The sequence below is a fragment of the Streptomyces sp. NBC_00390 genome, assembly GCF_036057275.1.
Lineage (GTDB): Bacteria > Actinomycetota > Actinomycetes > Streptomycetales > Streptomycetaceae > Streptomyces.
Genome location: NZ_CP107945.1, coordinates 7,868,724 through 7,890,277, shown reverse-complemented (window position 1 = coordinate 7,890,277; position 21,554 = coordinate 7,868,724). Strand labels below are relative to the sequence as shown.

19 protein-coding genes and 2 pseudogenes are annotated in these 21,554 nt (G+C 69.7%); 16 read left to right on the top strand and 5 right to left on the bottom strand.

Features of this window, described 5'->3' with window-relative positions:
* Positions 1-167: 167 nt before the first annotated feature.
* From OHS70_RS35100 to OHS70_RS35055, 10 genes are all read left to right on the top strand, one after another.
* Complete coding sequence (locus OHS70_RS35100) at positions 168-2,861, top strand: bifunctional acetate--CoA ligase family protein/GNAT family N-acetyltransferase (protein WP_328404321.1); 2,694 nt, start codon at positions 168-170, stop codon at positions 2,859-2,861.
* A gap of 11 nt (positions 2,862-2,872) precedes the next feature.
* Positions 2,873-3,628 (top strand): CBS domain-containing protein, encoded by a 756-nt coding sequence (locus OHS70_RS35095; RefSeq protein ID WP_328404319.1) that lies wholly within the window; start codon positions 2,873-2,875, stop codon positions 3,626-3,628.
* Complete coding sequence (locus OHS70_RS35090) at positions 3,625-4,128, top strand: flavodoxin domain-containing protein (protein ID WP_328404317.1); 504 nt, start codon at positions 3,625-3,627, stop codon at positions 4,126-4,128. Before OHS70_RS35095 ends, OHS70_RS35090 begins: the two co-directional genes overlap by 4 nt.
* Before the next feature lie 4 nt (positions 4,129-4,132).
* Complete coding sequence (locus tag OHS70_RS35085) at positions 4,133-4,723, top strand: Rv1733c family protein (RefSeq protein WP_328404315.1); 591 nt, start codon at positions 4,133-4,135, stop codon at positions 4,721-4,723.
* A gap of 97 nt (positions 4,724-4,820) precedes the next feature.
* On the top strand, positions 4,821-5,948 hold the full coding sequence (locus tag OHS70_RS35080) for a 4Fe-4S dicluster domain-containing protein (RefSeq protein WP_328404313.1): 1,128 nt from the start codon (positions 4,821-4,823) through the stop codon (positions 5,946-5,948).
* Between the two features lie 20 nt (positions 5,949-5,968).
* Complete coding sequence (locus OHS70_RS35075; RefSeq protein ID WP_328404311.1) at positions 5,969-6,409, top strand: Crp/Fnr family transcriptional regulator; 441 nt, start codon at positions 5,969-5,971, stop codon at positions 6,407-6,409.
* On the top strand, positions 6,406-7,212 hold the full coding sequence (locus OHS70_RS35070; RefSeq protein ID WP_328404309.1) for an FAD/NAD(P)-binding protein: 807 nt from the start codon (positions 6,406-6,408) through the stop codon (positions 7,210-7,212). Before OHS70_RS35075 ends, OHS70_RS35070 begins: the two co-directional genes overlap by 4 nt.
* A gap of 1 nt (position 7,213) precedes the next feature.
* A complete protein-coding gene (locus OHS70_RS35065) occupies positions 7,214-7,975 on the top strand; it encodes an oxidoreductase (protein WP_328404307.1) in 762 nt (253 codons plus the stop codon).
* Positions 7,972-9,330 (top strand): Ni/Fe hydrogenase subunit alpha, encoded by a 1,359-nt coding sequence (locus OHS70_RS35060; protein WP_328404305.1) that lies wholly within the window; start codon positions 7,972-7,974, stop codon positions 9,328-9,330. Before OHS70_RS35065 ends, OHS70_RS35060 begins: the two co-directional genes overlap by 4 nt.
* Positions 9,323-9,970: a CBS domain-containing protein gene (locus OHS70_RS35055; RefSeq protein WP_328404303.1), complete on the top strand. Its 648-nt coding sequence runs from the start codon at positions 9,323-9,325 to the stop codon at positions 9,968-9,970. The genes OHS70_RS35060 and OHS70_RS35055 overlap by 8 nt, the downstream gene beginning before the upstream one ends.
* Positions 9,971-10,179: 209 nt before the next feature.
* On the opposite strand, the pseudogene OHS70_RS35050 reads toward OHS70_RS35055, so the two are convergent.
* A pseudogene (locus OHS70_RS35050) lies at positions 10,180-10,362 on the bottom strand (DUF1918 domain-containing protein); the annotation flags it as partial.
* Between the two features lie 225 nt (positions 10,363-10,587).
* On the opposite strand from OHS70_RS35050, the gene OHS70_RS35045 reads away from it, so the two are divergent.
* Positions 10,588-11,022: a BON domain-containing protein gene (locus tag OHS70_RS35045; protein WP_328404299.1), complete on the top strand. Its 435-nt coding sequence runs from the start codon at positions 10,588-10,590 to the stop codon at positions 11,020-11,022.
* Positions 11,023-11,217: 195 nt separating this feature from the next.
* Positions 11,218-11,823 carry a CBS domain-containing protein gene (locus tag OHS70_RS35040; RefSeq protein ID WP_328404297.1) on the top strand — a complete coding sequence of 202 codons (606 nt, stop codon included), beginning with the start codon at positions 11,218-11,220 and terminating at the stop codon, positions 11,821-11,823.
* 14 nt (positions 11,824-11,837) lie between these two features.
* On the opposite strand, the gene OHS70_RS35035 is transcribed toward OHS70_RS35040, so the two are convergent.
* Positions 11,838-14,462, bottom strand: a complete 2,625-nt coding sequence (locus tag OHS70_RS35035; RefSeq protein WP_328404295.1) for a cation-translocating P-type ATPase — start codon at positions 14,460-14,462, stop codon at positions 11,838-11,840.
* 205 nt (positions 14,463-14,667) lie between these two features.
* Here OHS70_RS35035 and OHS70_RS35030 point away from each other — a divergent pair, with 205 nt between their 5' ends.
* Together OHS70_RS35030 and OHS70_RS35025 are read left to right on the top strand one after the other, a co-directional pair.
* The gene (locus OHS70_RS35030) at positions 14,668-15,300 is read left to right on the top strand and encodes a CBS domain-containing protein (protein WP_328404293.1); all 633 of its coding nucleotides are present in this window, start codon (positions 14,668-14,670) and stop codon (positions 15,298-15,300) included.
* A pseudogene (locus tag OHS70_RS35025) lies at positions 15,293-15,466 on the top strand (nicotinate phosphoribosyltransferase); the annotation flags it as partial. The gene OHS70_RS35030 and the pseudogene OHS70_RS35025, both read left to right, overlap by 8 nt.
* A 77-nt stretch (positions 15,467-15,543) precedes the next feature.
* Here OHS70_RS35025 and OHS70_RS35020 read toward each other — a convergent pair.
* Complete coding sequence (locus OHS70_RS35020; RefSeq protein WP_328404291.1) at positions 15,544-16,416, bottom strand: universal stress protein; 873 nt, start codon at positions 16,414-16,416, stop codon at positions 15,544-15,546.
* Positions 16,417-16,686: 270 nt separating this feature from the next.
* On the opposite strand from OHS70_RS35020, the gene OHS70_RS35015 reads away from it, so the two are divergent.
* Positions 16,687-17,562 carry a universal stress protein gene (locus OHS70_RS35015; RefSeq protein WP_328404289.1) on the top strand — a complete coding sequence of 292 codons (876 nt, stop codon included), beginning with the start codon at positions 16,687-16,689 and terminating at the stop codon, positions 17,560-17,562.
* Positions 17,563-17,748: 186 nt separating this feature from the next.
* On the opposite strand, the gene OHS70_RS35010 is transcribed toward OHS70_RS35015, so the two are convergent.
* Positions 17,749-18,486 carry a response regulator transcription factor gene (locus OHS70_RS35010; protein ID WP_328404287.1) on the bottom strand — a complete coding sequence of 246 codons (738 nt, stop codon included), beginning with the start codon at positions 18,484-18,486 and terminating at the stop codon, positions 17,749-17,751.
* 736 nt (positions 18,487-19,222) lie between these two features.
* Between OHS70_RS35010 and OHS70_RS35005 the strand changes: the two genes are divergently transcribed.
* Positions 19,223-19,687, top strand: a complete 465-nt coding sequence (locus OHS70_RS35005) for a pyridoxamine 5'-phosphate oxidase family protein (protein WP_443062778.1) — start codon at positions 19,223-19,225, stop codon at positions 19,685-19,687.
* A 49-nt stretch (positions 19,688-19,736) separates the two neighbouring features.
* On the opposite strand, the gene OHS70_RS35000 is transcribed toward OHS70_RS35005, so the two are convergent.
* Complete coding sequence (locus OHS70_RS35000) at positions 19,737-21,434, bottom strand: GAF domain-containing protein (protein ID WP_443062699.1); 1,698 nt, start codon at positions 21,432-21,434, stop codon at positions 19,737-19,739.
* Between the last annotated feature and the right edge of the window lie 120 nt (positions 21,435-21,554).

The window sequence follows — 21,554 nt, the reverse complement described above, 5'->3', positions numbered from 1 at the left end:
ACTGTGACAGCAGAGGCTGGCTGCCCGCCTGCCCGGTGGCGCCCGCCCGAGTCGTTCGCAAGACTGCTGGATAGGGCCTTTCGGCCCCCCAGCCGACCCGGTAGGCCCTGTGCCCCTGGCGTTTTCGCACCAACTCTGGAGATGCGACGCGGCAGGGAGTGATCGTCATGACCGAGACAGTGAACGCATCTCAGCAGGTCCACGCGCTGCTCACCGACGGAAGCACGGTGCGCATCCGTCCGGTCCTGCCCGGAGACCATGAGCGCGTTCTGCGGCTGTACGACGGGGTGTCCACGGAGAACCTGCGGCTGCGCTTCTTCACCGCGAACCGGAACTCCGCACGCCAGTCCGCCGACCGGCTCTGCGCTCCTGCCACTCCCGGCCGCCGGGCCCTGCTCGCCGAGTCAGGCGACGAGCTCGTGGGAGTCGCCGAGTACGACACGCTGCCGGGCACCGGAACCGAGGCAGAGGTAGGGCTCGCCGTCTCCGATCACTGGCACCACCGGAGAGCCGGCACGCTGCTGCTGGAGCACCTTGTCTCCCTGGCCAGGGCAGACGGAATCATCCAGTTCTGTGCCGAGGCCCTGGCGGAGAACCACGCGATGCTCAAGGTCTTCGCCGACCTGGGGCTTCAGACGACCAGGCATTTCGACGGACCCGAGGTGCACTGCACGGTGCGCCTCGCCGAGGACGAGACGTATCTCTCCGCCGTCGACCTGCGCGGCAGGACGGCCGACGTCGCCAGTCTCCGTCCGCTGCTGCGGCCTCGCTCGGTCGCAGTGATCGGTCCCGGGCGCCACCCCGGATCGGTCGGCCGAGCTGTCCTGCGGAAACTGCGCCACGGCGGATTCACCGGCCGGCTCTTCGCGGTACATCCGCATGCGCCCGTCGTCCTGGGCACCCCCACCTACCCGAACGTCCAGGCTCTTCCTCTCACCCCCGATCTGGCCGTCCTTGCCGTGCGCGCCTCGGCCGTGCCCCTCGCCGCCGAAGAATGCGGCAAGCGTGGGGTGCGGGGCCTGCTCGTGGTGTCCTCGGGCCTCGATGCGCGGCAGGCCGGGGCACTGCGGTCTGCCTGTCGCTGGTACGGAATGCGACTGGTCGGCCCCAACTGCCTGGGGATCGCCAACACGGACCGAAGCGTCGGTCTCGACGCGACGTTCGCGGCCGATCCCCCGGAGCCCGGCTCGGCCGGCGTCGCCGTGCAGTCGGGCGGTGTCGGCATCGCTCTGCTCGGCGGCCTGTCCCGTCTCGGTATCGGCGTGTCCACGTTCGTCTCCCTCGGAGACAAGTACGACGTGAGCGGCAACGACCTGCTCCAGTGGTGGGAGTGCGACGACCGCACCGATCTGGCGCTGCTCCACCTCGAGTCCTTCGGCAATCCACGGACGTTCTCACGGACCGCCCGCCGGGTGACCCGGCGGATGCCCGTGCTGACCGTCGACGCCGGCCGCACGGACGCGGGCCGACGCGCGGCGGCGTCGCACACGGCCGCCGCAGCAACTTCGACGATGACCCGTCAGGCACTGTTCACCCAGGCAGGCATCACCGCCACGCGCAGCATCGCCGAACTGCTCGAGACCGCGGCACTTCTGCACGCCCAACCTCTGCCGGGCGGACGCCGGATCGCGGTGGTCAGCAATGCCGGCGGCACGGGTGTGCTCGCCGCCGACGCCTGTGCGGAGGCGGGTCTCACCGTGCCTCCGCTGCCGTCGGCAGTGACCGCCGCGCTCCTCACAGAGCTCCCCCACGGCGCGGTCGCCGACAACCCGATCGATACGACGGCCGCCGTCTCCGAGGACCAGCTGCGGGCCTGCCTCTCCGTACTGTCCGCGGCTGAAGAGGTCGACGCGGTGCTCGTGTCGCTCGTGCCGACCGCAGTGGCCGCGGCGACCGGCGACCGTCTCCCGCGGGCGGTCACCTGCCTGCCACGCGACCTCGCGTGCCCGATCGTCGCCGTACTGCCGGACCAGGAAGCGTCCGTACGGCTCCTTCCCGCCGAGAGCGGCTCGATTCCCGCCTACGCGGACCCGCAGGCCGCCGCCCATGCGCTCGCGCACGCGGTCTCCCGTGCCAAGTGGCTGAGCCGGGACGCCGGACGCATCCCCCCGCTCGAAGGAATCCACAGCGCACGTGCTGCAGGAATCGCAGCGGCGTATCTCAGTGCCCATCCAGAAGGCGGCTGGCTCGAACCACGAGACGGCGCCGCGCTGCTGGACTGCTACGGGATACCCCGGCTCCCCTGGGGGTGGGCCGAGAACGAGGACGAGGCCGTCCGGGAAGCAGAGCGTCTTTCGGGACCGGACGGGCCGGTGGTCCTCAAGGCGTACGTGCCCGGAATGATCCACAAGACCGAACAGCATGCGGTACGCCTCGACCTGCGCGGGGACGCACAGATCCGGGCAGCGCACCGCGACTTCGTCACCCGGTTCCACGGTCGACTGGCAGGTGTCCTCGTCCAGCCGCTGGCAGAAGGGGGGCTTGAGCTGCTGGCCGGTGTGGTCCAGGACGACGTCTTCGGCCCGCTGGTCCTGTTCGGGCTGGGCGGTACGGCCACCGAGGTGCTCGCCGATCACGCCGCGCGGCTGGCACCCCTCACCGACCAGGATGTCCACGACCTGATCAGCGCACCGCGCTGTGCCCCACTGCTGCTCGGCCACCGGGGCGCCAAGCCAGTGGATGTCGGCTGCCTTGAGCAACTTCTGCTGCGCCTGTCGCGGCTCGCCGGCGACCTGCCGGAGCTGGCCGAGGCCGACTTCAATCCCGTGATCGCCGGGCCTGACGGCGCTGCCGTCGCCGATGTCCGCATCCGGCTGACGCCCTCGCGGACCTACGACGCCTATCTGCGCCGACTCCGCTGAAAGAGGCAGCCATGATGAAGCACGACATGGTCGGCACCGTGATGACGAGCGACGTCGTGCGGGCCACCGCAGACACCACATTCAGGGAGATCGTCCACCTGCTCGACGACCATCGGATCAGCGGGCTCCCTGTCGTCGACGGCAGCCAAAGGGTGATCGGCGTGATCTCCGAGAGTGGCCTACTCGCTCACGCCGCGGCGGCCGAGGACAGGCAGGGCGCACACCACGCCCGCTGGTCCTCCCTCATCAGGAAAGGCCAGGACACGGACCCCGGCGTAATGACGCTCACCGCGTGCCGGCTGATGACCCGTCCCGCCGTCTACGCCTACGCCCACGAGTCCATCGCGGAAGCGGCCCGCATCATGGCGCGGCACGGCATCGAGCGGCTTCCGGTGGTGGACGAGGAGAACCGCCTCGTCGGCATCGTCACCCGCCGCGACCTGCTGAAGGTGTTCCTGCGACCGGACGCCGAGATCCGGCGCGTCGTCGTGGAGGACGTCCTGGACCGCACCTGCTGGATCCCGCCCGCCACAATCGACGTCGAGGTGCGCGACGGCGTGGTCACGGTGAGCGGGCAGCTCGGACAGCGGAGCGAGATTCCCCCGGTCCTGCGGCTGATCCAGCAGGTCGACGGCGTGGTCTCCGTCGTCGACCGGCTCACCTGCCGCTACGAGAACCACCGTGATGACCGCTCGAAGGAGCCGCCACCGAACCTTGCGCCCGATCGACTGCGTGGCGAAGAGCGACGAGGAGTGCGATCACAATGAGGCCTTCGGCACTCGTCGCCTACGGCAGCAAGAACGGCTCGACAGCCGAAATCGCGCGATGGATCGCCTCCGTCCTCCGCGACAACGGTATCGACGCAGACGCCCGGTCCGCCCACGAGATCCAGGACGTCGGCCCGTACGACGCCGTCGTGCTCGGTGGTGCGCTGTACGCGGGTCGCTGGCACCGGGACGCCCGGCGCTTCGCGCGCCGCCACCACCGAGAACTGGCCGCACGCCCGGTATGGCTCTTCAGCAGCGGTCCTCTCGACCCCTCGGCATCGGAGCGCGACATTCCCCCGGTGGCGGGGGCCCGTCGGGCGGCCCACAGGCTGGATGCGGAGGAACATGTCACGTTCGGCGGGCGGCTCGAGGAAGGAGCGAGCGGCTGGGTCGCCCGGATGATCCTTCAACAAGGACGTGGCGGGGACTTTCGCGACGTCGCGCGGATCAGCCGCTGGGCCGAGACCATCGCTGCCGATCTGGTGGCAGGACGGACGTGACGCCATGGCTTTCGACACCCTCCGCGCGCGGCGCCGGCACAACCCGTTGCTCCGGCGGTCCGATGTGGTCGGCTCCTGGACGGCGCTGTTGCTCAGCGCGGGCCTTGTGCTCGGAGCTCCCGCCGCAGGCACGGCCTCAGGGTGGTCGGCATTCGCGCAGGGCCGGGCAGCGGCAGCGGAGCGGGCGGCGTCGCTGCACCAGGTACGGGCGGAACTCCTGAGAGACACCCCGGAATCCATCCCTTCCTCCGACGGCAGCGTGACGCAGGCGAAGTACCGGGTGCCGGTGCGCTGGGCCACCCCGGGCGGAGGTGTCTCACAGGGCGTGGCGCTGGTTCCGGAGGGCATGGAGCGCGGCGACCGCACGGACATCTGGGTGGACAGCCGGGGCAAGGTCACAGCGCCCCCCAAGGACGACGGCGACGTCCTGCTGGAGGCCTTCGCAGTCGGCGCCGGCGTCACGGCCGGGAGCGCGGCGGCCGTCCTTGTGGTCCGTCTTGCCGTGCGACGAACCGCCGACCGGCACAGGATGGCGGAGTGGGAACGCGAGTGGATCAGCGTGGAACCGAAGTGGAGCGGACGACGGCGGGCCTGACGGACCTGCAGTGGGGCCCGTTCGACCCTCCCCGGCGGGCAGCACCTCGGCCGACTCTGAGAGAGCAGACAGCGGCTGCTGGAGAGGAGAACCGGTCATGACCGTCACCACCCAGACCGCAATCATCGACCGGGCGGGGCTCGACGCTCTGATCAAGGCCCTGATCGCCCAGGGGCGCGCGGTGATCGGTCCTGCCGTGCGTGATGGCGCGATCGTCCTCACCCACATCACAGCAGACGACGATCTGCCTTACGGGTGGGGTACCGAGCTCGAAGCAGGGCACTACCGGCTGCGCCGCCGCGACGACGGAGCAGCCTTCGCCCACAGCGCCGGGCCGCAGTCCTGGAAGAACTTCCTGCACCCACCACGGCAGAAGCTGTGGAGCGCCGAACGCGGACCGGACGGATCGCTCAACATGGTCGAGGAGCGCCCTGAGCAGCCCTCCTACGCCTTCCTGGGGGTACGCCCCTGTGACCTGCGGGCCATCGCGATCCAGGACCGCGTACTGACCGGCGGCCGCTTCACGGACAACGGATACCGGGAGCGCCGCAACGGCGCGCTCCTCATCGCCGCCGAGTGCACAGAGCCCGGCGCAACGTGCTTCTGCTCCTCCATGGGAACAGGGCCGGCCGCCGACAGCGGCTTCGACCTGGCACTCACCGAGATGATCGATGCGGACGGCCATCGCTTCGTCGTGCGCGTCGGCAGCGACGAGGGCGCCTCACTCCTCACCGAAATCCCCCACCGACCCGCTCCCGAGCGAGCCGTCTCGGCTGCCCGGACCGCAGTGAACGAAGCCGCGGACCGGATGGGTCGCTCCATGCCGCCGGTCAGCCTGCAGGAGCTCATGGGCGCGACCTTGGACGCCGAGCGCTGGAACGACGTGGCCGAGCGGTGTCTGACCTGCGGCAACTGCACCATGGTGTGCCCGACGTGTTTCTGCACCACCACCGAGGAGGTCACCGACCTCACCGGTGACCACGCCGAGCGGTGGCAGCGCTGGGACTCCTGCTTCGACCTCGACTTCTCGGCCCTGCACGGCGGCCCGGTCCGCTCCTCCGGGCACAGTCGCTACCGGCAGTGGCTCACGCACAAACTCGGCACCTGGTACGACCAGTTCGGCAGTTCCGGCTGCGTCGGCTGCGGCCGGTGCATCGTCTGGTGCCCGGTCGGTATCGACATCACCGAAGAAGCAGCAGCACTCGATGCGGAGGCCCGGCAGTGAACACCCCTTCTCCCACCCGTATGACGCGTGTTCTGTCAGCCGAGCACCACGCCCGTCTGATGGAGGTGTCCCGCGAGGTCAACATCCCCGAAGGAAACAGGCTGTTCGAGGAGGGACAGCCTGCTGACCGTTTCTGGATCGTTCATTCCGGCACGGTGACGCTCGACATCCAGGTGCCCGGGCAGCGCCCCGTGGTTCTCGAGAGTCTCGGTTTCGGGGAGCTCGTCGGCTGGTCCTGGCTGTTCCCGCCCTATGTGTGGCAGCTCGGTGCCGAGGCCATGACACCAGTGCGCGCCGAGGAGTTCGATGCGAGAACCGTGCGGATGATGATGGACGCGGACCCGGCCCTCGGCTCCGCGATCGGCCAGTGGGTCGGCAGGGTCATCGCCCACCGCCTGCACGCCGCCCGCATCCGGCTGCTGGACCTGTACGCCCCGCACGGCAGCGGCAGCACGACATGACCGGCGCCCCGGTGCCGTACAGCGTGGTCGCCCGACGACAGGAGACGGACGACACCGCCACGCTGCGGCTGCGACCTGTCGCCGAGCAGCTTCCCGCGTTCGCGCCGGGCCAGTTCGCCATGGTGTACGCCTTCGGACGGGGCGAGATCCCGCTGTCGGTGAGCGAGATCCCCCCGGACGGCGGGCTCTGCCACACCGTTCGCGAGGTGGGCGCGGTCTCCGAAGCGCTGAGCAGAGCCCGCGAAGGCGAGGTCATCGGGCTGCGCGGACCGTTCGGCACGACGTGGGACCTCGAGACGGCCGTCGGCCGGGACATCGTGGTGATCGCAGGCGGCATCGGCCTGGCGCCCCTGCGGCCGCTCGTCCACGCGGTGACGGCCGACCGCGACAGGTTCGGCCGACTGAACGTGCTGATCGGCGCCCGGACGCCCGCGGATCTGATCCACGCGGCGGAGATCGAGACGTGGCCCACCACCTTCACCGGGGTGACGGTGGACCGGCCGGACGACCGGTGGCGAGGTCACGTGGGCCTGGTGACGCAGCTGCTCGACAGCACCCACTTCGACCCCGGGACCAGCACGGCGTTCCTCTGCGGACCCGAACCAATGATCCGTTCCGCCGCCCGTAACCTGTCGCACCGCGGGATCCCGGAGCAGCACATCCAGGTGTCCCTCGAACGGAACATGCGCTGCGGGACGGGACACTGCGGACACTGTCAACTCGGCCCGGTGCTCCTGTGCCGCGACGGACCCGTGCTGAGCTGGGACCGTGCCGCTCCGCTGCTCGGCGTCAGGGAGCTGTGACATGGACGTTCCCACGCTGGCCGTGTTCAAGCTCGCTTCCTGCGACGGCTGCCAGCTGACCCTGCTGGACTGCGAGGACGAGCTCCTGGCCCTCGCGGGCCGGGTGGAGATCACCCATTTCCTGGAGGCCTCCAGTGCGGTTCAGCCCGGTCCGTACGACCTCGCCCTGGTCGAGGGGTCGGTCAGCACGCCCGCAGACGCGGAGCGGGTCCGCGCGATCCGCGCGGCGGCACACCGGCTGGTGACGATCGGAGCCTGCGCCACGGCGGGCGGCATTCAGGCACTGCGCAACTTCGCGGACGTCGATGAGTTCCGCCGCACCGTCTACGCCCGCCCCGAGTACATCGAGACACTGTCCACGTCCACCCCCGTCTCGGACCATGTCGACGTCGACTTCGAACTGCGTGGTTGCCCCATCGACCGCCGCCAACTCCTCGAAGTCATCACGGCTTTCCTGTTCGGCCGCAAGCCGGATGTGCCGAACCACAGCGTGTGCTTCGAGTGCAAGCGCCGCGGGACGGTCTGTGTCACGGTCGCGCACGGCACGCCCTGCCTGGGTCCCGTCACGCACGCCGGATGCGGAGCCATCTGCCCCGCCTACGGACGTGGTTGCTACGGCTGCTTCGGACCCTCCGGATCCACCAACCTCCCGGCGCTCATCCCCTTCCTGCACCGGGACGGCATGGACGACCGCGACACCGAGCGCATCCTGCGCACCTTCAACGCCACCGCCTTCGCCCAAGAAGAGGACAGCCGGCCATGACCCACCGCGGATCCCGTGTCCTGCACATCGGCTCGCTCTCCCGGGTCGAAGGCGAAGGCTCGCTTCACCTTCGACTGGACGACGGCGAGATCACCGAGGCACGCCTGGACATCTACGAACCTCCACGCTTCTTCGAGGCGTTCCTCAGGGGCCGCGGACACACCGAGCCCCCGGACATCACCTCCCGCGTGTGCGGGATCTGCCCGGTTGCCTACCAGATGAGTGCGTGCGCCGCCATCGAGGACGCCTGTGGCGTCACGGTCGACCCTGGCGTCGCACAGCTGCGCCGACTGCTCTACTGCGGCGAGTGGATCGAGAGTCAGACGCTGCATGTCTATCTCCTGCACGCCCCTGACTTTCTCGGATACGACAGCGCCATCGAGCTGGCACGCACCCAACGCGCCCACGTGGAGCGGGGACTGCGGCTGAAGCGGGCGGGCAACGCCGTGATGGAACTGCTCGGCGGCCGGGCGATCCATCCGGTCAACGTCCGGATCGGCGGCTTCTACCGGGTGCCGTCCGTAGCTGAACTGCACCCGCTGGCCCAGCAATTGCGGCAGGCGCAGGACGACGCCTGGGAGACCGTGCGCTGGGTCGCCGGCTTCGACTTCCCGGAAGCCGAGACCGACGCCGACTTTCTGGCACTGGCCGAGCCCGGGACGTACGCCATCGAATCGGGCACCCCGACGGTACTGCGTCCCGACGGGACGTCTTATGCGTTCCCCCTGGACGACTTTCCCGTACGAGTGCGCGAGGTGCAGGTACCGCATTCCACGGCGCTGCACTCACGTCTGGACGGGCGGCGTCATCTCACCGGCTCCCTCGCACGGTTCGCGATCAGCGGCCGGAGACTGTCGCACACGGCGAGGCAGGCGGCACGGGAGGCAGGGCTCGGCGATCCCGCGGACGGTGCGGTGTGCCGCAACCCCTACCGGTCGATCCTGGTCCGCGCGGTCGAGGTCGTGTACGCGGTGGAGGAAGCGCTGCGGATCATCGAGTCCTATGTTCCCCCGCCACGTCCGTACACCGATGTGCCCCCTGTGGCGGGCACCGGGCACGGCGCGACGGAGGCGCCCCGCGGGCTGCTGTACCACCGGTACGTGCTCGATGCCGACGGCACAGTCACGGATGCCCAACTGGTCCCGCCCACCGCCCAGAACCAGGGCGCGATCGAGGACGACCTCGTCCGCGCCGCCCGCAGCGCCGTGGCGCAGCACGATGCGGACGACGCAGTGCTGACCGCGCTGTGCGAGCGGGTGATCCGCAATCACGACCCGTGCATCTCCTGTTCCACCCACTTCCTCGACCTCACCGTCGAGCGCCGCCCGAAGGCAAGGGAGAGCCGCCATGCCTGATTCACCGCACACGGTGAGCGACGTGATGACCCACACCGCTGTCGCCGTAGGGCGTCACGCCACCTACAAGGAGATCGTCGAGCTGATGCAGCAGTGGAAGGTCAACGCGCTGCCGGTACTGGAGGGTGAGGGGCGGGTCATCGGCGTGGTGTCGGAAGCGGACCTGCTGCCCAAGGAGGAGGCGCGCGACGGTGATTCCGAGCAGTGGGGAAGGCCGCCGACCCAGGCCGCCAAGGCGGGAGCGGTGTCGGCGGAGGAACTGATGTCCAGCCCGGCCGTCACCGTCCACGCGGGCGCCACGCTGGCCGAGGCTGCCCGGATCATGGCGCGGCGGCGCGTGAAGCGGCTGCCCGTGGTCGATGAGGTCGGAATGCTGGAGGGTGTGGTCAGCCGCAGTGACCTGCTGAAGGTGTTCCTCCGGCCGGACGAGGACATCGCCGGCGAGATCCGAAGCACGATCGTCCACCGCCTGCCTGCCACCGCGCAGTTGGAGGTCTCGGTCACGGAGGGCATCGTGACCCTGGAGGGCAGTTTGCGGGACCGGGCGCTGGTACCGCTGCTGGCCCGGGCCGTCAGCGCCGTCGAGGGCGTGGTGGACGTCCGACTGGACCTGGACGAAGCCCAGGGCGTCTCGCCTTGAAGGCGCCGCGCGCACGAACAGCGGAACGAGCCGTGGCCCGGCCTCTCGGTGCGTCACGATGTCCACCCGGCGAACGCGCCACCTCCCCACTCGCCACAGTCCTCCCGACCGTGGGCCCGCCGGCAACACATCTCAGGTACCGTGCGCCGCGCGCACACTTCGACTCATGGCCTCGGTGTGCCCCTGCCCGTGTGGTGCCCATGGTCCGTGAGGTGCTTGATACGGGCGTCCGGCCCCGGGAAGAACACGGTGACACGCCCGGTGTCCGACCAGCGCACGTCATAGGGCGGAGTCCCGTCCGGGTGGTGCAGGCCGACGATCTCTCCGTCGCGGCCCGAATCTCCCACGGTGGGACCTCCCACAACGATCTGATCGCCCACGCCGGCCCACATGCCGCTGCCCCTCTTCGGTTCGTACGCCCACTCTTGACGATTGAACGACCTGATGTCCCTGCTCCTCGCAGCGTCCTGTTGACGAGATCAGAGTCACACGCCCACGACGCGCCGCCACAGGGGCGGGCCGTCCCTTTCCGGGACCATTCGGCTCTGTCTTCCCGGGGAGCGAGGCCAGAGAGTTGCAGTACGGGTGCGGAGCCGCCACAGGCTCCCAGGGCCGGCATGGTCAGCAGGTGCGACCTGCTTCGCCCCTTCCTGCGCCGCGACGAAGCCATCAGCGACGAAATCCACCAGGACGTGCTCAGCGAAACCCTCGGACCCGTCCCTGGCAGCGTCAACGCCACCGTATGCGAGGGCGTAGTGACCCTGACCGGACGGGTCGCCGAAAGGGCCGACATGCCGATCGTCGAGCGGCTGTGCCGCTCCGTGGACGGGGTGGTCGCCGTCCACGGAGCCTCGGCTACGAGATCGACGACCAGGACCTGGACTCGAGCGCCCCCACGGACACCACTCGGCCTGACCGGTGAGCGTCCTGGGGTCAGAATGGTGAGACGAGCACAGGCCTCGCGACCGACGGCCACGGCAGCAGAAGCGGCGCGCCGCCCTCATCCGGACAGCATGAGACGGAAAGGGTCACCCGCTTCTCGCGGATCCTGATTGCGCGGTGCACGTCGGCCGGTTCTCCGCGCCTCCTCGTGGCCCTTTCCGTCAGTTCCATGACATCACCGGGCCAGAGTGGTCATCGGGGGTCGGGCGGCCCTCGGAGGGGCCCGCTCGGCCCCTGCCCTCACCACTTCCCGGACGGCACCATCGGAGTTACGGCAGGTATGCACACGACAGGGAGGAACGGTCATGAAGCACGTACGAACCGTCGCTGATGTGATGACCCACGCCGTGATCTCGGTGAACAGCGACGCACCGTTCAAGGAGATCGTGGAGGCCATGCAGCAGTGGCACGTCAGCGCCCTGCCCGTCCTCTCGGCCGAGGGACACGTCACCGGGGTCGTCTCCGAGGGAGACCTGATCATCAAGGCCCAGGGGGAGGACGCTTCGCGCGCGGTGACCGCGGGCCGGCTCATGACGACCCCCGCCGTCACCGTGCAACCGGACACCACGATCGCGGGCGCCGCACGGTTGATGGCCCGCAGACACCTCAAGCGTCTGCCCGTGGTGGATGCCGAGGGACACCTGCTCGGTGTGGTCAGCCGGGGAGACCTCCTGAAGATCTATCTCCGCTCGGACGCCGACATCGCCGAGGAAGTGCGCCACGAACTGATCGCGCATCTGATCCCTGCCAAGGCGTCGGAACTCGACGTCCACGTGAAGGACGGTGCCGTCACGCTGACCGGCGCTGTGCCTGTCAGCACGCTGATCGACGTGCTCGTCCGGCTGGCGCGGGCTGTTCCCGGAGTCGTGGACGTCAACGCCCAGATCGACGTCCGTCACCCCGTGTTCTGACGTCCTGCGGCTCGTCATCCCTTCACGACAAGCTTCCTCACCCATCTCTGGCCGCTCATCCTTGCCGCGACGAACCCGGCCACGCCTGCGCAGGCCGCGATGCCGACCTCCTCTGCACCCAGCGGCTCCGTCTCCAGCACCGCGCCCAGGAAAGGCAAGTAGAGGGCGGCAGCCGCCAGCCCGGCCGAGGCCAGAACGGACAGCGGGAGAAACAGGTTCTCGCGGGTCAGGAGGCGAGTGCGCAGGCCAAGGACGATCCCGAGCTGCGCGGCCAGCAAGGAGAGGAACAGAACACTCTGCCACGGCGCTCCCGCAGCCCGGGCCCACAGTCCCGCCGCCAGACTGGCCACAGTCACCACAGCCGCAAGGAAGAGCACTCTCTGCCACAGACCGTGCCCCAGAACATGCTGGTGCGGCGGGCGCGGTGGCCGTCGCATGGCGTGAGGTGACACAGGCTCCGCTCCCATTGCCACCCCCGTCAGGCCGTGGGTCAGCAGGTTGATCCACAGGATCTGGCCGGCCCGCAGCGGCAGGGCAAGCCCGAAGGCGGGTCCGACGAGCATGACGAGAATCTCCGCCGCGCCGCCTGCCAGCCCGTAGACCAGAAACCGGCGGATGTTGTCGTAGACGCGGCGTCCCTCCTCGACCGCTGCGACCACCGTGGACAACTCGTCGTCGGTGAGCACCAGATCGGCCGACTGTCGCGCGACCTCGGTGCCCCGCCGCCCCATGGCCACCCCGATGTCCGCCTGGTGCAGCGCAGGTCCGTCGTTGACGCCGTCGCCGGTCATCGCCGTCACGTCGCCCCGTCTCTGCCATGCCCGGACGATGTCCAGCTTCTGCTGCGGGTCCGTGCGGGCGAAGACGCGCACCTCGGTCACTTCGCCGACTGCTCCGGATGCCAGGGCAGGGCCCGTGACGACGTCGCGGGCCTCGGAGCCGGCGTCGATCAGTCCCACTCGCGCAGCGATCGCCCGTGCGGTGGCGGGATGGTCACCGGTGATGAGTACCGGAGTGATGCCCGCAGCCCGGCAGGCAGCCAGCGTTGCGGTCGCAGCGGTCTTCGGAGGATCGTTCAGCGCGACAAGGCCGAGCAGGCGCAGTTGCGTCTCGGCATCGGCGACGTGCACCGGCGGGACGTCGCGCAGCGCCGAAGCAACAGCAAGCACTCGGTACCCCTGCGCGGCCAGCCGTGCCGCTTCCTGCCGGGCACGGCCGAGCCGGTCTGCGCTCTCGTCGAGCACAGCCTCGTGGACGACGGCCTCCGGGGCCCCCTTCAAGCACACCATCACCTGGCCGGACGGAGTCATGTGCAGCGTCGTCATGCGCTTGCGCATGCTGTCGAACGGCTCCTCGGCCGTGCGCGGATACCGCTGCCGCAGCACGTGATGGTCGGCGCAGCCGGCCTTGGCCGCCGCAGTGAGCAGTGCGGCTTCCATGGGATCTCCTGAGGCCGTCCATCGTTCGTCGTCGACATGCTCCGCTTCTGACTGCGGCGGACGCAGGGTGGCATCGCTGCACAGCGCGGCGACGGTCAGCAGTTCTTGCACGGGGACGAGTTCGGCAGCACTTGCGGCCTTTCCGCCGACGCGCGTCTCGCCCCTCGGCTCGTAGCCGACGCCTGTGAACTCCACCGTGCCTTCAGGTGTCCAGACGTGTTCGACCACCATGCGGCCTTCGGTGAGGGTGCCCGTCTTGTCGGTCCCGAGCACAGTCACCGAGCCGAGCGTCTCCACCGCCGGCAGCCGCCTCACCACGGCATGCCGAGCTGCCATCCGGCGGGCACCCAAGGCCAGCGCCAGGGTGACGACGGCAGGCAGGGACTCGGGAACAGCGGCCACCGCCAGGCTGATCGCCGTCACCGCCATCGTCCCGAGTCCCTGACCGCGGAGAAGGCCAAGCCCGAACACGAGCACACACAAGGCAAGCGTGACGACAGCAAGTACGCGGCCCAGGGACGCCAGCCGCCGCTGCAGCGGTGTCGGCTCCAACCGGCCCACGAGCAGTGCGGCAATGCGGCCGAGGGCACTCGCCGACCCCGTGGCCGTCACCTCTGCCACCCCCCTCCCCCGTACGACGACGGTGCCGGCGCTCAGTGTCGCCGCCTCGGGCCGCGGGGAGCGGAGGTCCTTGTCGACCGGAACGGACTCACCCGTCAGCATCGACTCGTCGACGAGCAGCGCCGATGCCTCCATGAGGCGGGCGTCTGCGGGCACGATGTCGCCTTCGCCCAGCAGCAGCACGTCTCCCGGCACGACCTCCGTGGCAGGCACCTCCCGGTCCGCGTCGTCGCGCAGTACTCGCGCGCTGGGCGCGGACATGGCGGAGAGGGCAGCCACCGCGTTGTCGGCCCTGATCTCCTGGACCACGCCCACCGTGGTGTTCACGACGATCACCAGGGCGATGACCACGGAATCAGCATGATCACCAATGGCGACGGTCAGGGCCACGGCACCCAGGAGAACCATGATCAGCGGATCTCGGAGCTGGGCCAGCACGCGCGCGTGCAGCCGTACCGGACGCCGTGCGGCTACCTCGTTGCGGCCGTACTCGATGAGACGGCGCGCTGCCTCTTGCTCCGTGAGCCCCGTACTCCCCCCGGCAGCAGTGGGTGGCATCTGCACGGGACGAGGGGTCACGAGCGCCACTCCGTTCGCCGGTGCCTACTCGCCATGGAATGGGAACCCGCATTGAGCAGGCAGGCACGTTCTGAACATCCTATTCACCACTCAGACCCATTGGTCCGGAAACATGCCCCTGAGGCCCTATGCGAGGTGTGGTCCTCGTTCCACGCTGGTGATCGAGGCCGACAGGTCCGGCTCGTCCGGAAGGAACTGATCAGCGATGAGGCACCGCAGCGTTGCCGACTTGATGACGTCCAATGCCGTCAGCGTGCAGCGGGGCACGGCATTCAAAGAGATCGTCCGCCTGCTCGACGAGTACGGCATCACGGCGGTACCAGTGATCGACGCCGGTGATCGCCCCGTCGGTGTGGTGTCCGAGGCCGATCTGCTGCGCAGTCGGCCGCCGGGGAGCCGCGCGAGCACGGCCGAGGCGCTCATGTCCAGCCCAGCAGTGATCGCCCACCCCGAATGGAGCGCCGTCAAAGCGGCCAGGGTGATGGAAGGACACCGCATCAAACGACTGCCGGTGGTCGACGACTCGGGTCGCCTGGTGGGCGTGATCAGCCGCAGTGACCTGCTGAAATTGTTCCTGCGGGGAGACCGGGCCATCCAGGAGGAGATCCTGGAGGACGTCCTGACCCGCACCCTCGCCCTGTCACCCTCCGCAGTCACGGTCGGGGTGGACGACGGCAGGGTCACGCTGAGCGGCACCGTGCCGCGCCAGAGCCTCATACCGATCACTGTGCGGCTGTGCGAGACCGTGGACGGCGTCGTGGACGTGACCGCCCGTCTCGCCTGCAAACGCGACGACGCGCCTGGCGGCCTGGCGCGGAGCGGGGGCAGCCATGTCTGAGGTCACCACCACCGATCTCTACCAGGTCACGATGGCCCTGTCCTACCTCCGGGAGGGTATGTACGCCCCGGCGACCTTCAGCCTCTTCGTACGTGATGTGCCGACCGGCCGTGGCTTCCTGGTCGCAGCGGGGCTGGAGCCCTCCCTCGACCACCTGTCCCGCTTCCACGAGCCGGGCCGCCGCGGCGTGGACGGCCATGGTCGAAAGCATCGGATCGACGTGCCGCGCTGAGGCCGGCAGATTCAGTCATGCGGTACGACGGCGACGGGAGTCGGCGAGTGGTGCAGAACCGCATGGGTGACGGCGCCGATGTGGGTGCCGATCCGTGAGCGGCGGTTTCTGCGGCCCACGACGACCAGCCGGGCACGGGGCGCGGCGTCGATCAGGTCCTGTGCCGGACGCCCTTGTTGGCACTGGCGGACGACGGGCACGGCGGGGTACTTCTTCGTCCAGGGTGTGAGCGCCGCGTCGAGGGCTTGGCCCCACTCGTTGTCGAGTTCGGCCGCCAGCAGCGGCAAGGCGCCGGCCATGTCGGGGCCGTGCAACAGCGGCATCGCCCAGCTGTAGAGCACCCGCACTCCGCAGCTGTACCGGTCTGCGGTGTCGAAGGTGAAGGCGAGCATCTCGTCGCTGGGCCGGGATGCGTCCAGTCCGAGCAGGATGTCGCCGGCCGGGTCGTGTTCCTGGGGCACGGGGGCGGTCTGGGGGCGGACGAGGACGGCGGGGCGCCGGATGCGGGCCAGTACTGCGAGTGATACGGATCCGGCCAGGAAGCCGGCTATACCGCTCAGGCCGCGAGAACCCAGCACGAGCAGCTCCGCCTCGTTCCCCGCGGTGCTCAGTGTGTCGACCGGGTCCCCGGGGATCCACGTCGTTTCCACGTGCAGCCCGGGGTGCCTGCGTTGCAGACGGTGCTGTGTGATGTGGAGGGACCTCTCGCCCCATCCACGTGCTGTGTCCAGGCCGATGCGGCGGGAGCGGTTGTCGTGGTCGCTGTCCCACGCCGCCAGCAGCCGCAGCGGCAGGCCGCGGCTGAGCGCCTCGCGGGCGGCCCAGTTCGCGGCGGCCAGGCTTTCTCGGGATCCGTCGAGACCTACGGTGACAGTGCTGGACATGCTTCGCTCCTGACGGGGTGTGGGTGGGCCGACACCTCTCAGACTGGTCGGCTCGCCCTGTATCCGAGAGGGGCCACAGGGCCCCTGCTCGGGGACGGTCGGCCCTCGGGATCGCCGTTGATGCAGCTGTGTCCTGGAGGTGTGGTGGCCGAAGGGGGTACGCATGTCGGGCCGAGTGGCCCTCCTCGTGCAGCTCCGGCTCCCTCATGCTGGAAGGAGCGGGGCCGGCTGAGTGGCCGTGCCCGTCGGAACCCGTATGGAGGAAGCCCCATGAGGCGAGCCATCGTTGCAGGAGTGGACGGATCCCCGGAGAGCCTGGCCGCAGCCGACTGGGCAGCCCGTGAAGCCGCGCTCCGCGGCGTGCCCCTGCGCATCGTGCACGCCTGGCTGTGGCAGCCGCTGGACGTACCGATCGTCCAGGACAGGGAAGTGCAGACCCAGTCGGCCAACGCCGTGCTGCGTGAGGCCGAGACACGCGTGTCCGACCGGTATCCCAACCTGTCGGTCACAGCCGAAGTGGTGCCGGATACAGCGGTTTCCGCCCTGCTCGCCGAGGCCGACCGGGCGGGCATGCTGGCCCTCGGATCACGCGGGCACGGGGCTATCGCCGGTTTCCTGCTCGGATCGTACGGTCAGCAGGTCATCGCGGCCGCGACGTGCCCTGTGGTCTCGGTCCGAGCCCCCGGCGCGAGCGCGCGCGAGGCAGAGGATGGCGGCGAGGTCGTGGTGGGCCAGCAGGGCGGGGCGCAGGACAGTGACGCCGTGCTCGGTTTCGCCTTCGAGGCGGCTGCCGCACGGGGCGCGACCGTACGAGCGGTGCGGGCCTGGAGCCTGCCGCCCATCTTTGCCTACAGCCCGGGTTCGATGCGCCTTGCCGACGAGGCGGGAGGGCTGGAACCGTTCGAGAGGAAGGCTTTGGAGCAGGCGCTCGCTCCCTGGCGGGAGAAGTTCCCCGCCGTGCCGGTGATCGAGCACGTGGAAATCGGAAGCGCGGGGCAGGTGTTGCTGTCGGCCGCCGCCCGGGCCCAGCTGCTCGTGCTGGGCCGCCGGGTACGCCGCTCCCCCATCGGCACCCGCATCGGATCGGTGGCCCATGCCGCTCTGCACCATGCCGCCTGCCCCGTCGCCGTGGTGCCGCACGCCTGAGAATCCGGTCCGCCCGCGCCGGGACGGGACCTCCCGGGAGGTCCTGCGAAATCCTCCCGGGCCTGGCCGTCTGACGCCGGCCGCCCCCTGCGTCAGCAGGCTGACACCCCGGTGCCGAGAGGAACCGGGGTGTCAGCTACTTGCGCGGGACGCGGTCCGGGCACGTCACTTCCGGTGCGCGGCACCTCAGTTCCGTGAGCGGGCCTCATACGCCGGGGAGGCTGGGCCGCCTGCCTGGCCGCCATTGCCGCCCAGTGCCTGCGTGGCGATGACGGCGGCCTGAACCCGCCGCTCCACGCCCAGCTTGGCCAGCAGCCGGGAGATGTTGTTCTTGACCGTCTTCTCCGCCAGGTAGAGCCGATTGCCGATCTCCCGGTTGGTCAGCCCCTCACCCACGAGCGCCAGGATCTCCCGCTCCCGGTCGGTCAGCGCGGGCAGCCCCCGCTGCTGCTGTTCGTCCTGCGGCGCGCCGCCTCGCAGACGTGCCATCACACGGGCCGTGGCGCCGGGATCCAGCATGGACTGGCCAGCGGCCACTGTCCGTACCGCGGTGACGAGGTCGGTGCCGGTGATCTGCTTGAGGACATAGCCGGACGCCCCGGCCATGATCGCGTCCAGCAGTGCCTCCTCGTCATCGAACGAAGTGAGCATCAGACAGGCCAGATCGGGCATCTGGGAACGCAGCTCGCGGCATACGCTCACACCGTCCCCGTCCGGAAGCCTCACGTCCAGTACGGCGACCTGCGGGCGCAGCGCCGGCACCCGCACCAGCGCCTGTTCGGCGGTGGCCGCTTCGCCGACCACGGTCAGGTCGGGCTCGGCGTCCAGCAGATCGTGCACACCACGTCGCACCACCTCGTGGTCGTCGAGGAGGAACACCCTGACCGGGTCCTTGTCGTTGAGGCCGCCACTGCTGTCCGTCATCACACACTCCGTATCCGCTGAAGTCTTCGTCCGCCGGGGCGGACCTCTGAATGGTGACCTCGAAAGGGCCGAACGGCCAGGGCCGAACGTCCCCGATGGCCCGGCCAGGGCTGTGATGCTGGTGCCCATCACCGTAGTCCGTGCCGTCGCAGAAGAGGGGTGCCCAGCTTCGGCACCGCTCATGGGCGGGGCCACTCCCTCAGCGGTGGAGCTGTTGTTGACGTCCTGTCACTAACCAGAAGGGACCTTCGGCCCTGCACGACGGGCTGGTGGATCTGCGACGGCTGGTCACCTGATGTGCCGTCGGGCGCCGCGCCGTGCCACTGGCCACCATCCTTGCGGAGGGTTGCTCCCCTGCTCATGATTCCGTTCACCTTGACCGCAGGTGCACTGGACGACAGCGTCATGGCCGTCTACCTGTCCGGTGAGCGCGACATCGCCACGCGAAATCAATTAGAGCCGGTCTTCTCGCATTGGCCGCCGGCAGGGTACGCGAACTGCGCCTCGATCCGTCAGGCGTCACCTTCCATGGCAGCTCCCCCGAGGCAACCTGTTCATCCACCTGCGTCACAGCGCCACATGTGCGTGGTGACGGGCGTGCCGACACCGAGCCTCCGGCAAACCGCGCCCCGGAGAGGTCCGTTCGGCCCTGTCGCCGCCCAGGCCCCTCGGGGACGCTGGCTGGCAGGGCAGCGGGCTGCTTCGAGGCACGATGCAAGAGCAGAGGGTGGGTATGATGAACGACGAAGCCACGCCACGGACGGGGACCAGCCGCGCCGTCACGGTGGCACCCCGGCGTATGACGCGGCTCGACCGTGCCGAGGCTCTGCACCTGCTCGGCACCGTCTCGCTGGGACGCATCGTCTTCACCGAACAGGCCCTGCCCGCTGTCCGCCCCGTCAACCACCTCATGGACGGCGAGGACATCATCGTCCAGCTTCACGAAGGCGCGACGCTCACCTCGATCGTGGCGCCCACCGACGAGGCAGGTGTCGTGGTCGCCTACGAAGCCGATGCCATCAACCCTGAAACACATCTGGGTTGGAGCGTCGTCGTCACCGGCTACGCCCGCCGGGTCACCGACGAGGCGGAACTCACCCGATACGCAGCCACGCTTCGCCCGTGGATGGAGCACTCTGCCCTGCCTGCCGCTCTGCGCATCCGGCCGGATCTCGTGACGGGATCACGGCTCAGCGTCTGACCGTTCAGCGTGGCTCCCCGTTCACCGCCCCACTGGGGACGCTACCCGGTCACGCCCGCGGCTCGGCTGCGAGAGGCGCCCGCCAGATGAGTCGGCTGCCGCCCTCGGCCGGCGTGTGGATGTCCAGGGTGCCGCCCACACTGCGCGCGCGTTCGGCGAGGTTGCGCAGGCCGCTGCGCCTGCCATCGGCCGGGATGCCCCTGCCGTTGTCCGTCACAGTAAGGATGACCTCGTCCGCGGTGGCCTGGAGGGACACTTCCACCCGCGTCGCGCGCGCGTGCCGGGCCGCGTTGCTCAGCGTTTCACCGAGGGCTGCCATGGCGTGGTCGGCCACCGCCGGTGCTACGTCCGTGTCCAGCAGTCCTTCCATGCTCAGGCGCGGCGGGAAGCCCAGCGTCGTACCCGCTTCGCCGACGGCGCGGGCGACGCGGGCGCGCAGACTCGGTCCTGTTTCGTCTTCCCGGGCGCGCAGTCCGAAGATCGTAGAGCGGATGATCTTGATGGTTTCGTCCAGGTCGCCCACGGCCCGCTGGACGCGTTCCGCGGCGCCGGCGTGCTCGACGAGGCGTGCGGCACTTTGCAGGGTCATACCGGTGGCGAACAGCCGTTGGATGGCCAGGTCGTGCAGATCGCGGGCGATGCGGTCGCGGTCCTCCAGCAGGGCGAGCTGCTCGGCGTCGTTGCGGCGCTCGGCCAGTTCCAGGGCGAGCGCGGCCTGTCCGGCGAAGGCGAGCAGCGGCTGCAGTTCCTCGTCGGTGAAGACCGGGGCTCCAGCAGGGCGTGCCAGCAGCAGGACGCCTCGGGTGTCCTTGGCCGCGGTGCCCAGGGGTACGGCGACTGCCGGCCCGAGGCCTTCGGGGCGCGGCGGCCCTGCTGGGTAGCGGTCATCGTCGGCCAGGTCTGCCGTGCTCACCGGCGTACCCGCGTGGTAGGCGGCTCCCGACAGGGTGCCTTCGGCCGGTATCACCAGCCCCCGGCGTATGCCGTCGTCCGCGCCGATGGCCAGCTCGACGACCAGGTCATCGGTACTGGACAGGGGCACGGAAACATCAGCGACCAGCGCGTCGGTTATCTCCCGGGCGCGTCGGGCGATCAACTCCAGGACTTCCAGCCGGGGTTTGCCGGAGAGCAGGCCGTGGGTGATTTCCGCGTTCGCCTGCAGCCACCGATGCTGGCGCTGCGATGCCTCGTACAGCCGGGCGTTGTCGATGGCCACGCCGGCGGCCACGGACAGGGTGGATATCACCGACTCGTCCTCGGCGTCGAAGTCGTGGCCGCCGCGTTTGTCGGTGAGGTAGAGGTTGCCGAAGACCTGGTCGCGCACCCGGATCGGTACGCCGAGGAATGTGCGCATCGGCGGATGATGGGCGGGAAAGCCGTACGACGCCGTGTGTGCGCCCAGATCGGTGAGACGCAGCGGCTCGGGGTTGCGGATCAGCTCACCCAGTAGGCCGTGCCCGGCGGGCAACGGGCCGATCTTCGCGATCTCCTCCTCGGTCAGCCCGACCGTCAGGAACTGCGACAGTGTCCGGCCGTCCGGCCCGATGACGCCCAGCGCCGCGTACTGTGCGTCGACCAGCAGCGCCGCAGCCTCCATGATGCGCCGCAGAACCTGCGCGAGGTCCAGCTCGCGGCCCACCGACACCACCGCCTCCAGAAGGCTGTGGACCCGGTCCCGCGTTCCACGGGCCGCATTGATGCGGGCTTGCAGCTCCTCCAGCAGCTCATCCAGCCGCATCTGAGGCATCCGCGACAACGGCTCCTCCACGCCCACCGGCCCCCTCCTCCGTCGATCACACGTACGGACCAGCCTATCGGCGTACGCAGCGGCCCGACGGCCCCCAAAGGGCCACGGTCCGACGCGGCA

What these genes read in the sequence shown, in the direction of transcription:
- OHS70_RS35100 (WP_328404321.1), top strand. Translation starts at nt 168, where the DNA reads ATGACCGAGACAGTGAACGCATCTCAGCAGGTCCACGCGCTGCTCACC.
- OHS70_RS35095 (WP_328404319.1), top strand. Translation starts at nt 2,873, where the DNA reads ATGATGAAGCACGACATGGTCGGCACCGTGATGACGAGCGACGTCGTG.
- OHS70_RS35090 (WP_328404317.1), top strand. Translation starts at nt 3,625, where the DNA reads ATGAGGCCTTCGGCACTCGTCGCCTACGGCAGCAAGAACGGCTCGACA.
- OHS70_RS35085 (WP_328404315.1), top strand. Translation starts at nt 4,133, where the DNA reads ATGGCTTTCGACACCCTCCGCGCGCGGCGCCGGCACAACCCGTTGCTC.
- OHS70_RS35080 (WP_328404313.1), top strand. Translation starts at nt 4,821, where the DNA reads ATGACCGTCACCACCCAGACCGCAATCATCGACCGGGCGGGGCTCGAC.
- OHS70_RS35075 (WP_328404311.1), top strand. Translation starts at nt 5,969, where the DNA reads ATGACGCGTGTTCTGTCAGCCGAGCACCACGCCCGTCTGATGGAGGTG.
- OHS70_RS35070 (WP_328404309.1), top strand. Translation starts at nt 6,406, where the DNA reads ATGACCGGCGCCCCGGTGCCGTACAGCGTGGTCGCCCGACGACAGGAG.
- OHS70_RS35065 (WP_328404307.1), top strand. Translation starts at nt 7,214, where the DNA reads ATGGACGTTCCCACGCTGGCCGTGTTCAAGCTCGCTTCCTGCGACGGC.
- OHS70_RS35060 (WP_328404305.1), top strand. Translation starts at nt 7,972, where the DNA reads ATGACCCACCGCGGATCCCGTGTCCTGCACATCGGCTCGCTCTCCCGG.
- OHS70_RS35055 (WP_328404303.1), top strand. Translation starts at nt 9,323, where the DNA reads ATGCCTGATTCACCGCACACGGTGAGCGACGTGATGACCCACACCGCT.
- OHS70_RS35045 (WP_328404299.1), top strand. Translation starts at nt 10,588, where the DNA reads ATGGTCAGCAGGTGCGACCTGCTTCGCCCCTTCCTGCGCCGCGACGAA.
- OHS70_RS35040 (WP_328404297.1), top strand. Translation starts at nt 11,218, where the DNA reads ATGAAGCACGTACGAACCGTCGCTGATGTGATGACCCACGCCGTGATC.
- OHS70_RS35030 (WP_328404293.1), top strand. Translation starts at nt 14,668, where the DNA reads ATGAGGCACCGCAGCGTTGCCGACTTGATGACGTCCAATGCCGTCAGC.
- OHS70_RS35020 (WP_328404291.1), bottom strand. Translation starts at nt 16,416, where the DNA reads ATGTCCAGCACTGTCACCGTAGGTCTCGACGGATCCCGAGAAAGCCTG.
- OHS70_RS35015 (WP_328404289.1), top strand. Translation starts at nt 16,687, where the DNA reads ATGAGGCGAGCCATCGTTGCAGGAGTGGACGGATCCCCGGAGAGCCTG.
- OHS70_RS35010 (WP_328404287.1), bottom strand. Translation starts at nt 18,486, where the DNA reads ATGACGGACAGCAGTGGCGGCCTCAACGACAAGGACCCGGTCAGGGTG.
- OHS70_RS35005 (WP_443062778.1), top strand. Translation starts at nt 19,223, where the DNA reads ATGAACGACGAAGCCACGCCACGGACGGGGACCAGCCGCGCCGTCACG.
- OHS70_RS35000 (WP_443062699.1), bottom strand. Translation starts at nt 21,434, where the DNA reads ATGCCTCAGATGCGGCTGGATGAGCTGCTGGAGGAGCTGCAAGCCCGC.